The 13,806-nt window shown below is 73.5% G+C and carries 10 protein-coding genes; 6 read left to right on the top strand and 4 right to left on the bottom strand.

What is annotated here, in order from left to right; translation table 11 throughout:
• Positions 1-147: 147 nt before the first annotated feature.
• Positions 148-1,995 (bottom strand): GMC oxidoreductase, encoded by a 1,848-nt coding sequence (locus ACFYL4_RS02755; protein WP_387515885.1) that lies wholly within the window; start codon positions 1,993-1,995, stop codon positions 148-150.
• 216 nt (positions 1,996-2,211) lie between these two features.
• Between ACFYL4_RS02755 and ACFYL4_RS02750 the strand changes: the two genes are divergently transcribed.
• Complete coding sequence (locus ACFYL4_RS02750) at positions 2,212-2,859, top strand: DUF6230 family protein (protein WP_387515883.1); 648 nt, start codon at positions 2,212-2,214, stop codon at positions 2,857-2,859.
• Positions 2,860-2,863: 4 nt separating this feature from the next.
• Entirely contained in the window at positions 2,864-4,303 is a 1,440-nt protein-coding gene (locus ACFYL4_RS02745) for a DUF6114 domain-containing protein (protein WP_387515881.1), read from the top strand.
• Between the two features lie 142 nt (positions 4,304-4,445).
• Here the strand turns inward: ACFYL4_RS02745 and ACFYL4_RS02740 are convergent, their stop codons facing one another.
• A complete protein-coding gene (locus ACFYL4_RS02740) occupies positions 4,446-6,272 on the bottom strand; it encodes a UvrD-helicase domain-containing protein (RefSeq protein WP_387515879.1) in 1,827 nt (608 codons plus the stop codon).
• Positions 6,273-7,287: 1,015 nt separating this feature from the next.
• On the opposite strand from ACFYL4_RS02740, the gene ACFYL4_RS02735 reads away from it, so the two are divergent.
• The 3 genes from ACFYL4_RS02735 to ACFYL4_RS02725 all read left to right on the top strand — a co-directional run bounded on the left by ACFYL4_RS02735 (position 7,288) and on the right by ACFYL4_RS02725 (position 10,204).
• Complete coding sequence (locus ACFYL4_RS02735; protein ID WP_357767128.1) at positions 7,288-7,929, top strand: DUF1707 domain-containing protein; 642 nt, start codon at positions 7,288-7,290, stop codon at positions 7,927-7,929.
• A gap of 100 nt (positions 7,930-8,029) precedes the next feature.
• Entirely contained in the window at positions 8,030-8,650 is a 621-nt protein-coding gene (locus tag ACFYL4_RS02730) for a vancomycin high temperature exclusion protein (protein ID WP_387515877.1), read from the top strand.
• A 120-nt stretch (positions 8,651-8,770) separates the two neighbouring features.
• Positions 8,771-10,204 carry a hypothetical protein gene (locus tag ACFYL4_RS02725; RefSeq protein ID WP_357767122.1) on the top strand — a complete coding sequence of 478 codons (1,434 nt, stop codon included), beginning with the start codon at positions 8,771-8,773 and terminating at the stop codon, positions 10,202-10,204.
• An 85-nt stretch (positions 10,205-10,289) separates the two neighbouring features.
• On the opposite strand, the gene ACFYL4_RS02720 is transcribed toward ACFYL4_RS02725, so the two are convergent.
• The gene (locus tag ACFYL4_RS02720; protein WP_387515875.1) at positions 10,290-11,039 is read right to left on the bottom strand and encodes a vancomycin high temperature exclusion protein; all 750 of its coding nucleotides are present in this window, start codon (positions 11,037-11,039) and stop codon (positions 10,290-10,292) included.
• A 102-nt stretch (positions 11,040-11,141) separates the two neighbouring features.
• Here ACFYL4_RS02720 and ACFYL4_RS02715 point away from each other — a divergent pair, with 102 nt between their 5' ends.
• Positions 11,142-12,707, top strand: coding sequence for a DUF885 family protein (locus ACFYL4_RS02715; protein ID WP_387515873.1), 1,566 nt, complete (start codon positions 11,142-11,144; stop codon positions 12,705-12,707).
• An 87-nt stretch (positions 12,708-12,794) separates the two neighbouring features.
• On the opposite strand, the gene ACFYL4_RS02710 is transcribed toward ACFYL4_RS02715, so the two are convergent.
• Positions 12,795-13,784 (bottom strand): N-acetylmuramic acid 6-phosphate etherase, encoded by a 990-nt coding sequence (locus ACFYL4_RS02710; RefSeq protein WP_387515871.1) that lies wholly within the window; start codon positions 13,782-13,784, stop codon positions 12,795-12,797.
• Positions 13,785-13,806 lie beyond the last annotated feature (22 nt).

Genomic DNA, 13,806 nt, shown 5'->3' with positions numbered 1-13,806 from the left:
ACCTCTGTTCCCGGCGCACGACTTCGATCTCCCCGCCCCCCGCCCCCGAGTCCCCGACCGCGCCCCCCGCGACGGACCCCACCCCCGACACGGGCCACGGGCCCGGACACCGACGCGGATGTCCGGGCCCGTCCGTCCCGGGAGCCCTCAGCCGTCGATCCTCGCGGACGGCGGCTCGGACGGAGCCGCCGTCTCGACCACACTCAGCGGAAGCGATCTCGTGAACCGCAGCTCCGCGAAGGCCCCGCTCGGAACCGCGGGGTTCTCAGGGAAGACCGGCCGCACGCTCCGGTACGCCTCGCCCTGTGCCGGGCGGGTGTCCTCCTCACCCTTGTTGGGCCACATCGACATCGCCCGCTCGGCCTGGGCGGTGATGGTCAAAGACGGGTTCACGCCCAGGTTCGCGGTGACCGCCGAACCGTCCACCACGTGCAGGCCCGGGTAGCCGTACAGGCGGTGGTAGGGGTCGATCACGCCGGTCCGCGCGCTGTCACCGATCGGGCAGCCCCCCAGGAAGTGGGCGGTCATCGGGATGTTGAGAATGTCGCCGACCGTGCCGCCCGGGTAACCGTCGATCCGGTCGGCCAGCCGTGTGGCCACCTCCTGACCGGCGGGAATCCAGGTGGGGTTGGGCTCGCCGTGCCCCTGCCGGGAGGTGAGCTTCTTCCGGCCGCCGAACAGGCCCCGCCGGACCGAGGTGGTCAGCGAGTTGTCCAGGGACTGCATGACCAGCCCGATGATGATCCGCTCGGACCAGCGCCGGTTGGAGAAGCTGCGCAGGAACACGGTCGGGTGGCGCGCGGCCAGTCCGAGGAAGCGTAGCCAGCGCGGGACGCTGCCGCCTCCCGGCACCTGGATCGCGGTGAGCAGCCCCATCGCGTTGGAGCCCTTGCCGTAGCGCACGGGTTCGATGTGGGTGTTCTCGTCGGGGTGGATCGAGGACGTGATGGCGACGCCGTGGGTGAGGTCCTCCGGCGGCGGCACCTGTTTGCTCATGGCGCCCACCAGGGCCTCGGAGTTGGTACGGGTCAGCGTGCCCAGCCGCTCCGAGAGCCGGGGCAGCAGCCCGTCGGAGCGCATCCGGTGCAGCAGGGTCTGGGTGTTGTAGGTCCCGGCGGCGACCACGACCTGGCGCGCGGTGAACGTGCGGGCGTTGGACCGGCGCCGGGCGGAGCCGGTGCGCAGGGTGTCCACGGCGTACCCGCCCCCCTGCGCGGGCGGGCGCTCGCGCAGCCGTTCGACGGTGGTCAGCGGGTGCACCTCGGCCCCGCCGCGTTCGGCGAAGTACAGGTAGTTCTCGGTGAGGGTGTTCTTCGCGCCGTGGCGGCAGCCGGTCATGCACTCGCCGCACTCCTTGCAGGCACGGCGTTCGGGGCCCGCGCCGCCGAAGTAGGGGTCGCCGACCGACGCACCGGGCACCGCCCGGGAACCGTCGCCGTCCCGGCCGTCGCCGAAGCACACACCGACCGGGGTGAGGCGGAAGGTGTCACCGACCCCCATGTCCTCGGCAACCGCCCTGAGGTGGACGTCCGAGGGGGTGACGGTGGGGTTGGTGCGGACGCCGAGCATGCGTCGGGCCTGGTCGTAGAAGGGAGCCAGCTCGGACTTCCAGTCGGTGATGTGGCGCCACTGCGGGTCCTCGAAGAAGGCGTCCATCGGGTGGTAGAGCGTGTTCGCGTAGTTGAGCGAACCGCCGCCGACACCCGCTCCGGCCAGGATCATCACGTCGCGCAGGAGGTGGATGCGCTGGATGCCGTAGAGCCCGGCGCCGGGGGCCCAGAGGAAGTTCCGCACGTCCCAGGACGATGACGGCAGGGTCTCGGGTGTGAAACGTCGGCCCGCCTCCAGGACGCCGACGCGGTAACCCTTCTCTGTGAGGCGGAGGGCGCTGACCGATCCCCCGAAACCGGAGCCGATCACTACCACGTCGTAGTCGAACGTGTCATCCACGGTCTTCGGTCCTTCGGCGGGTTCTTCCGTGCGCTGAGGGGACATGGTTCGGGTCTCTCTCCAGGTCGGACGCGGGACCCGTAATGCGCCGGATACGAGTCCGCAACGATGAATGCACCATCTAGAAATGTGACATTGAATATTGTAATGTTCGTCACTACCGCCGAGTAAGATGTGTTCCATATAACACACGAGGCGTGCTTCGGCGCAAGTATCGCTCCCCTCGCCGCACCCCCCGGCGGCGGACCACTGGAGGTTCACATGCCCAAGGCCCCCGTAGAGGCGCCCGAAGCGCCACAGGACGCGCCTGAGCAGCACGAAGGCGGTGGTGGAACCCGCTGGCGCAGGTTCGCTCTCGTGGCGGTTCCCGGGTTCGTGGCGGCCGGCGTCCTCGGCGCCATGACCACGCAGGGTCTCCTCGCCGCCTCCTTCGCGGTCTCCGGGGACAGCTTCAAGATGTCCGCCGACTCCCTCGTCGGCACCGGGTTCAGCCAGTACGGCGACGTCGCCAACTCCGTGGACGGATCGGCCCGGGCGGTCGGCCTGTCCACCGTGAACAGCGCCGAGCTGGAGAACCTGTGCATGTCCTCCCTGTGGGACCTGCCCATCGGCGAGGCGACCCTCGTCATCAACGCCGGGGCCAGCAGCCCCGTCGAGGGAAGCAACCTGGTCATCGACATCGAGCAGCTCCAGGGCAACGCCGAGTTCGGAGCCATCGAGATCGGGCGGGACGCCAGCACCCTGGACAAGGCGGAGGGCGGACAGGGGCCCGCGGGTGGTTTCGGTCTTCAGGCCGACACGATCACCGTCTCCGACATGGAGATGACCACCTGGGCGGTGAGCTCGGGCTCCCTGCGCCTGAGCGGGCTGAACCTGGCGATCAAGCCGGGCAACCACGAGTGCTTCTGAGCCCATGGCCCACGCACTGACGCCGATCCGCTCGGGGTGGTCCTGGTTCCGCGGCTGGCGGCGGACCCGACCGTTCTGGGGCGGCCTCCTGCTGGTCGTGGCCGGGGTCGAACTCCTGGTCGCCCCCGCCGCCCAGAGCCTGGTCCTTCCGATCGACCTGGTCATCTACGCGGGTATCGCCGGGGTCTACGGGCCCCTCATCGCGTTCCTGCTGATCTCGCTCGGCGCGCTGAGCTGGTTCCAGCCCGCCCAACACGTGTTCTTCGGCCTGGTCGGGCTCATGCTGGCACTGGTGTCGTTCCCGACCTCGAACTTCGGCGGCTTCGTCATCGGCATGCTGCTCGGCATCGTCGGAGGGGCCCTGGTGTTCGCGTGGTCTCCCGAGGCGCGCCGACGGCCGCGCCGACGTCGCGGGGCCCGGCCGCCGATCGAGACTTCCGACACCGCGACCGAGGGCGGGGACCCCGACGAGGACCGGGACCCCGTTGAGAGCGGGGACCGCACCGAGGCCGAGGTGTCGGCGACCGGTGGCTCGGGTTCCGGCGCGGGCGGGCCGGTCGAACCGGCGAACGAGGGGGGCGACGACCCGGTCGACCCGGGTGGGCGTTCGCGCTACCTGGCCGCCGTCGCCCTGCCGCTCGCCGCCGCCGTCGCGTTCGCCTCGGCTCCCGCCCCCACTCTGGGCTGGCCCTGGGACTGGCTCTTCCCCGGAGACGGCGGTGACCAGTCCGAGGAGCAGCCCTCGGAGGCGCCCTCCGACGAACCCACCGAGCGGCCGGGTCGGCCCACCCCCGCCCCTTCGGACCCGGACGCGGACGACCCCGGCGCCGAGGAGCCCGAGGACGACACCGACGAGGAGGACGAGGAAGACGAGGAGACCGAACCCGAGGAGGAGGGCGACGCGGTGGACTGCGAGCCCCGCGTGGGCGAGGCGGCCCTGGCCGAGGACGAGGAGGACCTCCTCGCCGCGGTCCTGGCCTGTCAGGCCGCCCGGGACGAGGGACTGTACCCGGAGGTCACGGTCGACACCGAGTACGACTGCTTCCAGGGGTCGGTCCGCGACTCCGGCCTCACCGCCGACAGCCTCGCCATGTACGGCGCCCGCTACCGGGGTGTCGTGGAGTGCCCCACCCAGGACGGGCCCCAGCGCTACATCCGCCTCACCATGAGCAGCGGAGACGTCCGGGGCGGGGAGCTGTGGTTCGACGACCTCGGGACCCGTCGCAGCCTCGGACTGCCCAACATGAACATGACCGGCGACGTGGAGATGCACGTGACCCGCATGCACGTCCGGTTGCTCGGCATCCCGCTGACCTTCACGCCGGACTTCCCGCCCCCGCTCCTGCTCCCGATCATGTACGTCACCGACGTGGACGTGGGCAACCCGATGGCCTACACCGACGTCATGACCATCCCCGACCTGAACGGCCGGTACGGCGGCTGACCGCACCGGCACCGCGCGGGGGCGTCTCGGACGTGACGCCCCCGCGCGCCGTGTGCGGCCCCCGCCGGAGCGGCCGGTCCGACCGGGCCGCCCCGCCCGGTCGGACCCTCGGCGGCTCAGCGCGGAGCCGCCGCCGCGCGCCTCACCAGCTCTCGGCGAGGAGGCGGCTGGGCTGTCCCACGTGCGACACGTACAGGGCGTCGCGGGCGCGGGTGCAGGCCACGAACAACAGCGTTCGTTCCCGCTGGTGGGTGTGTTCCAGCGCGACCTGGTCACCCTCGGCCGCCTCCAGCGCGGCCTTGGGCGGCAGCAGGTGGTCGCTCACCCCGACCAGCGCCACACAGCGGAACTCCTGTCCCTTCATCCGGTGCATCGTGCCGACCCGGACCGAGGAGGGGTCCGAGGCGCCCTCCAACGGCGTGGTGCGCACCCCCAGGGCCTCCAGCTCCTTGGTGACGCCGCGCACCACCCACTGGTTGCGCCCGGCCACCGCGATCTCCGCCGGACGCACACCGGCCTCGATCCAGGAGCGCACACGTTCGCCCAGGCCGCCGAACTCCTCGGCCCGGTTCGCGAAGCCGCGCACCTGCGGGGCGGCGCCGCGCAGCACCGACCTGCGGCCCGAGACCGTGTCGGGGTCGTCGGTCGCCCCCTGGGCGGCCCGTCGGCCCAGGATCGGCGTGCTCCAGTCCAGGATCTCCTGGGTCAGCCGGTAGCTGACCCGCAGCCGGTGGCCCCGGCCCCGGACGTTGATGCCCAGCGAGGCCAGCGACACCCGGTGGTCGGACGCCCGCTGGTCGGGGTCGGCCACGACGAACAGGTCGTCCGCGGCCTCCGGGACGGCGGCCCGCAGCATCCGCCACTGCGTCGGGTGCAGGTCCTGGGCCTCGTCGACCACCACGTGCCGGTACGCCGGGCCGGACCGGCCGAGCAGACGCGCGGCCTCACCGGCCAGCTGCGGCTGGGACCACAGGCCCTCCACCCGCATCGCGCCCACGTAGCGGCGGACCGCCTCCCAGACCTGGCGCCGGTGTTCGGGCGCCAGGTGCTGCACACGGCCGCTGCGCTCGCAGCGGATGTAGTCGGGGAGCCGCTCCAGGCCCTGGGCCAGGATCACCTGCTCCCACTCGTCCGCGAGGAAGCGTCCCGAGAAGGGCAGGCCGTCGGTGAGCGCGGCCGCGCGCCAGCGCTCGGCCAGCTCGTCCAGTGCCAGCGTGCGCGGGGCCACCCCGGAGTGCGCCCGCACGATCGAGTGGGCCAGACCGTCGGTGGTGGCCACCCGGACGCGGGAGCGCGTGTCGGGGTCGGGCAGCAGCTGGTCGAGGCGGTCGGACAGCGACTGGGCCAGGGTGCGGTTGGGGGAGGTGAGCAGGATCGACTCGCCGTGGTCGCCGGGGTTCTCGTCGGCGTCCAGCTCGGCCAGGCGGGCGGCGCGGTGCAGGGCCAGGACCGTCTTACCGGTGCCGGGGCCGCCGGTGATCCGTGCCGACCCCCGGAAGCGCGCGTTCGCGAGCCGGAGCTGGTCCGGGTGCAGGGTGACCCGCCACTGGTCGAAGGGGGCTCCCAGGGCGTCGGCGAGTTCGGGCGGCCCGAGGGGGCGGGGGTCGGCCTCGGGGGCCGCCCCGGCCTCGCGCAGGACTCCGGACGCCGTGCGCGGCCGCAGGCCGCGGGCGAAGCGCAGCGCCTCCTCACGCGGGCGCACGGTGAGCAGGCGGTAGTGCGTGTCGGCGGTGTCGTCGTCACGGCCCGGTTCGGCCTCGGCGGCGGGGTCGGGGACGATGACGCCGGACCAGTCGGGGGCGATGCCGACGATGCGGACACCCGGGTCGGCGGCGTCCGCGACGGACTCCGTCTCGGGGTGCTCACCGGCCTGGTAGGCGCGCATCACGGCCAGGGTGTCGAGCTGGACCTCGGGTGCGAGGCGGTTGAAGTCGCTGAGGAACGTCGGGGCGATCGCAAGGGCGGACACGTGGTGGTCTCCTCCGGTCTTCGACCTGGTGGTGTTCTGGCGGACGGTCGGAGCGGATGGTGTCGTCCGAGGGAGCCCGGGGGCTCCGCTCTCACCTGAAACCTGCTCGCTGCGGAATTTGGGCAAACGCCGCTTCGTGGCGGATTCTCGGCGGCGCTCCCTGTCGTTCGGGTCGCCGCTTCTTGGCAGGTCAGGGTGGTGTTTGCGAAAGGGCGTTCGACTGCCTTTCGGGGGTCGCCCCTGGTCTCGGAGCGGCGCCGGGCTGACCTGCGGTTCGTCGCGGCGCGACGGAAGCCGAAAGTGGGGTTATGTAACCGACCGAAACTTGTCCCATGGGTGCGTGTCTCACTGTTCTTGCTGGGGGGAGCGGGATGGGGGAGTGGAGATGGGTCCGCGGAGGGAGGAGGGCCGAAACCCGGGAAGCGGGCATGGCGGAGGAGCGCCGCAAACATGAGAGGACGACCGGCCCGGGCTCACACTCTGGCCGGTTGCGGACACGCTCTGTGCGGAGGGCCGTGCGGTGCGAGATCGTGTACCCACCCGGGGCGCACCACGCGTGATTCAGGACTCTGCCGGGGTCCGTCCTACCCCGGCAGAGTCCTCAACCACCCGGAGGACACGGTCGTCGGTCCGCGCACGGAGTGCGGCCGTCGACCGCTCCGGAGCGGGACACCGACCACCCTAGAGAAGCGGTACCCCGTGCCCGGCGTCCCCAAAGCCCCGGAACCGCCGAAGCCCCGGCACCTCGGCGGAACCCGTCCGCGGTGACGACCGCCCGGGCCGTGCGGGCCGTGCCCGGTCCCCTCACCACGGAACCTCCTCTCCCGGTCCGCCGCACGTCGTCGAACCACGCAACATCCTGCCCCGGGGGTGTGACATTCGGTCCCCCGGCACGTGATCGGCCGGGCCCGGAGGCCGACCGACGCCCCACCCGTGCCCTTCGGGCCCCCACGGGCGGGGGCACATGCTCTAACGTTGGTGGCGACAAACCGGGCGGAAGGAGCGGGACGAGCACGTGGCCCCCAACGACAGGAACCAACTGCGTATCTCGGACACCGAGCGCGACCAGGTCGCGGAGATCCTGCGCGAGGCCGCGGGAGAGGGACGACTGGACCTCGACGAGCTGGACGAGCGCCTCGGCGCCGTGTACGCCGCCAAGACCTACGCCGACATCCAGCCCATCGTGGCCGACCTCCCCGCCGGTGCGGGCAGCTTCGGCGCCGCCCCCGCCAGCGCACCGAGCCCGGGAGGGCTCGCCCCCCGCACGCCCGGGCCGCTCTCCGGCGGCGGACAGGCCCTCGTCCTCACCGGCCAGGGCGACTCCGTCGTGCGCAAGGGCGAGTGGACCGTTCCCCAGCGGGTCGAGGTCAACGTCCGCTTCGGCGAGGCCAAGCTCGACTTCCGCCAGGCGCGCCTCACCTCGCGGGTGACGGAGGTCTGGGTGGACGTCTCCTGGGGCTCGGGCGACCTCATCATCCCCGACGGCGCCACGGCCGAGGTCAACGTCGAGGCCACCTGGTTCGGCAGCCAGCGGTCGGACGTCGACTCCATCGCGCGCCACGACGCCCCGCACTTCGTCATCACGGGCAAGAACCAGGGCGGCAGCCTCAAGGTGCGGCACAAGAAGTCCGGCGGCTGGGCCGACCTCTTCGGGTGACCTCCGGGCGAGCACCGGACCGGCCCGCCCGGCCCCGCCGTGCGCCATGATGGTGGGGCCGTGCGGCAGGGGCCGCGCGAAGAGCGGGAGGACTCGGGCCGTGGGCATCTTGATCGCGTCGATCGTCGCGGGCGCGTGCGCCCTGGCACTGGCACCCTACGCCTGGATTCACCTGGCCAGCGCGGGTCGGCGCCGCACCGTCGACACGGTGCCGCACCGCCCGGTCGCCGTCGTCCTCGGAGCCGCGGCGTGGAACGACGGCCCCTCGCCCCTGCTCGCCCGCCGTCTCGACCTCGCCGTGCGACTGGTCGACACGGGGAAGGTCGACCGGGTCATCGTCTCCGGGGACAACCGCGAGGTCTCCCGACGCGAGACCGACACCATGACCGACTACCTCGTGGCCCACGGCGTCCCCGCGCACCTGGTGACGGCGGACCCGTTCGGGTACCGGACCTGGGACACCTGCGCGCGGATGCGCGGCCCCTTCGGGGTGGACGCCGCCACCATGGTCACGCAGTCCTTCCACCTGCCCCGCACCGTGGCACTGGCCCGCGCGGCCGGGATCGACGCGGTCGGCGTGGGCGACCCGAGCCTCGGCGCCCGCCGCCGCTCCACCCTCATCGGTTACGTGCGCGAGGTCGGTGCCGCCGCCAAGGCGCTCAAGGACGCGGTCCTGCGCCCCGAGCCGCTGCGCGCCGAGCTCAGCGAGTCGGACTCCTAAGCCTTCGGCGCCTGGTGCGCCCGGTGCGCCGCGTGACCGGCGCGCGGGCCCCGGAGCGCGGTGACGAGTGCGACGCGGGTACCGATGCGCGCGGTCCCGTCGAGCCGGGATAATCGGCACATGAACGCGACCACGGGAAACGAACCACACGACACCACGGCGGACGCGGACTGGGAGGCCCTGGTCCCCGAAGGCGGCCAGCGCGTCCCCGAGCTGCTCGAACGGGTTGCGGCCAGCGACAGCGCCCTGTCTGACCTGCACGACCTCGTCCACTACCCCGCCCCCGGCCACCGGGCCGCCCCCGCCATCGTGGACCGCCTCGTCGACATCGCGATCGCCGAGGACACCCCGCCCACCGACCGGTGGCGCCCCCTGAGCCTGCTGCTCGAACTGGTCAGCGCCCACGCGGAGGACCGCTTCCCCCAGCACCGCGACCTCGCCCAGTGGCGTGACGAGGTGGCCTGGGCCGTCTCCCACGACGCCGAGAAGGTACGGGAGCAGTACCGGGCCTGGATGGAGGAGGCCCCCGACGAACAGCACTACCTCCGGATGCGCAACCGCCTGGCCGTGATGGAGGCCGACGACGGAGCCGAGCTGCTCCAGGCCGAGCTGGACACCTACGAGGCCGTCCTGGCCCGCGTTCCCGACCTGGTCACCCTCCTGAACGGCGGTGCCAACCGGAGCGGCCTCGACCGCGCGGGAGAGTGGGTCAGCTACCTGCTCGGGTTCCTGCCCTCCGACGCCGAACGGATCTCCTCCGAGATCACCGGCGCCTCCCAGGTGCTCCTGGCCAAGGACCTGCGCCCGGCCCCCAAGGCCCCCACCTCCATGCGCGAGATCATGACCCAGGGCCTGGACGGCGGGGAGCCGCTCCCCGCCGAACTGTTCGCCCTCGGTCAGGTCGCCGACCCCCGGGACGTGGACACCACCATCGGCCTCACCCACCAGATGGCGGGCGGGAACCTCTACAACTCCTTCGCCGCCTCGGTGGCCCTCGTCCTCATCCACGGGGAGAACACCCCGAGGGAGGCCCTGCGCCGGATCGGTCGCGGCGGCGGCACGACCGTGGGCTACGAGGGCCTGTTCAACGAGTCGTGGCCGCACTGCGGCCAGCGCTCCCCGCAGGTCCTGGGCTTCCTCGCGCTGGGAAGGGCCGGCGACCGCGCCCGGCGCCTGCGCCTGGACATCCTGCCGGGCCTGATCAAGGGTGAGGACGACTCCCGCGCCCTGGTCACCGGGGCGGGCCTGGAGATGGTGCTGGGCCCGCGCTCCAAGGGGCACACGGCCGAGGAGCACGCCCAGGCCGACTACGACGAGGAGACGCTGAAGGTCCTGTGGGCCATCGCGGAGCTGCCCGCGTCCGCGTGGGAGGACGAGGAGTTCACCGCGACCCTGCGCGCCTGGGCGCTGCCGGACGACGCCGAGGAGTTCTGCGCACTGGTCGGTGTGGAACCCGAGCCGGAGGCCGAGGAGCCCTCGGAGGCCCCCGCGGCACCGCAGGCACCGGAGGCCCCCGGCGGTCTGTTCGGCCGGCTCTTCGGCGGAGGCCGCTGAGCCCGGACCGTCCGCCCGGCCCCGCCCACCGGCTGCGCTGCCGGTGGGCGGAGCCTCTGGTCGAGGGGCCGACCGGCTCCGTGGGTCAGGGTGCGTCGTCGGCGGCGAGGGCGTCGTCCACTCCGGTCTCGTAGTCGCCGAGGAACCGGGGGTCGGGCCGGAACACCATCGTGCCGAGTGCCGCCACCGCCGCGGGGACCTCGCGGGCCCAGCCGTAAACCGTCGCGGGGCCCCGCTCGCGCATACTGGCCGCGCCCACCCCGACCGCGTCGATCCCCGCGGCCCTGCACAGGCGCACCGCGCGCGGCAGGTGGAACTCCTGGGTGACGACCGTGGCCTCGCGGACCCCGAACACCTCGCGGGCCCGGACACAGGAGTCCCAGGTGGAGAACCCGGCGTGGTCGCCCACCACGCGGTCCCCGGGTATCCCCGCCGCCACCAGGTAGTCGCGCATGGTGTCGGTCTCGCTGTAGTGCTCGACCCCGTTGTCGCCGGTGACCAGGACGGCCCGGACGCTTCCGTTCTCGTAGAGCTCCGCCGCCAGGTCCAGGCGTTGGGCCAACAGCAGGCTGGGCCGACCGTCAGGACGGACCCCGGCGCCCAGGACGACGGCCACCGGCCGGTCGGGCACCGTGTCGACGGAGTACCGCTGGGCGCTGGTGGAGGCGAGCACCCCGGCGAACGGCGCGAACCCCAGCAGCAGCGCGGTCGCGGTCAGCGGAGCCAGCCACCGGCGCCACGCGGCCCGGCGCTCGCGCGCACCGGCGGCCGCGTCGCCGGGGGCGGCCGCGTCGGGAACCGGTTCGTCGTCGGGGGTTTGAGGGGAGGTCGTCACACCAGGGAGACGCGCGGGGGCCGACCGGAGTTCCGCGTCCGTGCCACCGAGGCACTCGCCCACCCGCCCGCCCCGACGGCGCCCCCGGGTTAGAGTCGCCCCATGTCTGCACAGTCCCACGTATCCCCACTCCCCCCGCGACTGCGGGCGATCGCCGACCTCACCCCCGGTGCCGCGCGCGACGGCGCGGGCATGCACGAGTACGACGGCAGGGCCGCCGACCTCTCCCCGGAAGGGGTCCGCGCGGGCCTGGACCGGCTCGGCGGAGACCCCCTTGACGACCCCTACGACGAGGCCCACCTCACCGCCGTCGAGAACGGCCTCCGCTACGAACTGGGCGAGCTGGAGGACCACCGCTCCAATCCGCTCCACCACGTGGGCGAGATGGACCTGGCCAGCTACGAACGCGCCTACGCCCCCGAGGCCGAGCGCGACGCGGCCCGCGTCGCCCACCTGAGGCTCTGGCCGGGCCTGGCCGGCAACGCCGTGGCCGCCCTCGACCGGCTCAGCGCACCGGTGGCCCGCGCCCTCCTCGGCTCCGTCCGGGGACTGGCCGAGGGGCTCCCGGATCGGGTCCCCGAGGACGTGCGCCGCGACGCCCTGGCCGCGCACGCCCGCCTGCTCGCCCACGTCGAGCACGCCGCCGAACACGGACCCGCGAGCGCCGCCCTGGGCGCGGAGGCGCTCAGCCGCCTGATGGGCACCGGCGAGGCGATGGAGGTCGACCTCGACGCCCTGACCGCCCGCGCCGACGCCGAACGCGACCGGCTGCGCGCCGCGCTCGCCGAGGCCACCGGTCGGCTGGCCCCCGGGCGCGACCCGATGGAGTTCAGCCGGGAACTCACCCGCCGGCACCCCGACCCGGACGGTGTCCTCGAAGCGGCCCGTACCTGGACCCGGATCGCCCTCGACTTCACCGCCGAGCGCGGGCTGGTCCCGTACGACGACGGCGAGTGCCGGGTGGACGTACCGCCGCCCTCGCTGCGCTGGGCCACGGCGATGATGGCCTGGTCCGGGCCCTGGGAGGCCGACACCCCGTCCTTCTACTACATCACCCCGCCCGACGCCGGGCTCTCGGAGCGGGAGGCCGCCGAGTGGCTGGAGCAGTTCAGCCACACGACCCTGCCCGCGGTGAGCGTCCACGAGGTCGCGCCCGGCCACTTCTCCCACAGCCGCGCGCTGCGCCAGGCCCCGACCCCGGTCCGGCGCGCCCTGCACTCCATGACCTTCGCCGAGGGCTGGGCCCACTACGCCGAGGAGATGTGTCTGGAGGAGGGATTCGGCGCCTACGCGGCCGAACGCCTCGGCGACCCCGACTGGACCGCCGACCACTACGAGATCGGGGTGTGGCTGGAGGCGCTCATCCGCGTGACCCGGCTGTCCGTGGCCATCGGCGTGCACACCGGCACGATGACGGTCGAGGAGGCCGCCGCGCGCTTCTCCGAGGACACTCCGCTCCAGGGTCCGGCCGCCCTGTCCGAGGCCCGCCGCGCCACCTTCGACCCCACCTACGGCCGGTACACGCTCGGCAAGCTGGAGATCCTGGCGCTGCGCGAGCGGGCCCGCGAGCGGTGGGGGAGCGGGTTCTCCCTGGCGCGCTTCCACGCCGCCCTGCTCCGGCTGGGCTCCCCGCCCCTGGGGCTGATCGACGCCGCCCTGGAGGCCTGACCGGCCCCGGCACGCGGGCGCGCCCACGCCCGCGTGCCCCGCGACCGTGCCGTGCCCGCCCCTGCGGCCGGGCACGGCACGCGCCCGCTACTCCTTCGGGGCCTCCTGACCGGGCAGCCCCAGATCCGCCAGGGCGGTCCGTACCCGGCCCCGGGACTTCTCCAGCGACCGCGCCGCCGTGATGGCGTCCACACCGGCCAGCAGCGACACCAGGGCCGCCCGTGTGTCCCCGTCCGCCTCGGTGAGGGCGCGCGCGCAGTCGGCCTCGGACAGGCCGGTGGCCTCCATCAGGATGGTGACCACGCGCCCGCGCAGTTTGCCGTTGGTGGCGTCCACCCCCACCATCAGGTTCGAGTAGGTACGGCCGATCCGCACCATCACGGCGGTCGAGAAGGCGTTGAGCAGCAGCTTCTGCGCCGTACCCGCCTTCATCCGGGTCGATCCGGCGATCACCTCGGCACCCGTCGACACCCCCACGTGGACGTCGGCGCCGGAGGCCAGGGGGGCCTCCGGGTTCGCGCTGATCAGCACCGTGGCGGCCGACCGCTCCCGCGCCGCCTCCAGGGCCCCGCCGACGTACGGGGTACGGCCGCTGGCGGCCAGCCCCACCACGAGGGACCCCGGCTCCACCGCGGCCGCGTCGATACGCCCCGACTCCCAGTCGTCCTCGATCCCCTCGACGGCGCGCGCCATGGCCTCGGCGCCGCCCGCGTGGTGGGCCACCACCCACTCCGGGGGGACCCCGTAGGTCGGAGGCAGCTCCGCCGCGTCCAGCGCCGCTATGCGCCCGGAGGTCCCCGCTCCGAAGTAGTGGATGCCCGCGCCGCGCTCCAGCGCCGCCACACCCAGCTCCACGGCCCGGGCCAGCTCCGGCAGCACCGCGGCCACCGCCGCGGCGACGGTGGTGTCCTCGGCGTTGATCTGCCGCAGCACGTCCAGGGCGGGGAGCAGGTCGATGTCGTAGGTGCCCGAGTTGCGCTCCTCAGTGGGCGCACGCACGATCACGGCCTCACCCCCTGCCGAACCGTCCGCTTCCCGGGAGGGGTTCCTCGGGTCCTGCTCCGTGCCACCGTGCACTGCGCTCTCCTGTCCGGTCCGC

It is taken from the genome of Nocardiopsis sp. NPDC006938 (assembly GCF_042869555.1).
GTDB lineage: Bacteria > Actinomycetota > Actinomycetes > Streptosporangiales > Streptosporangiaceae > Nocardiopsis.
The sequence above is the reverse complement of the archived record's forward strand: the minus strand, read 5'-3'. Positions and strand labels throughout refer to the sequence as shown.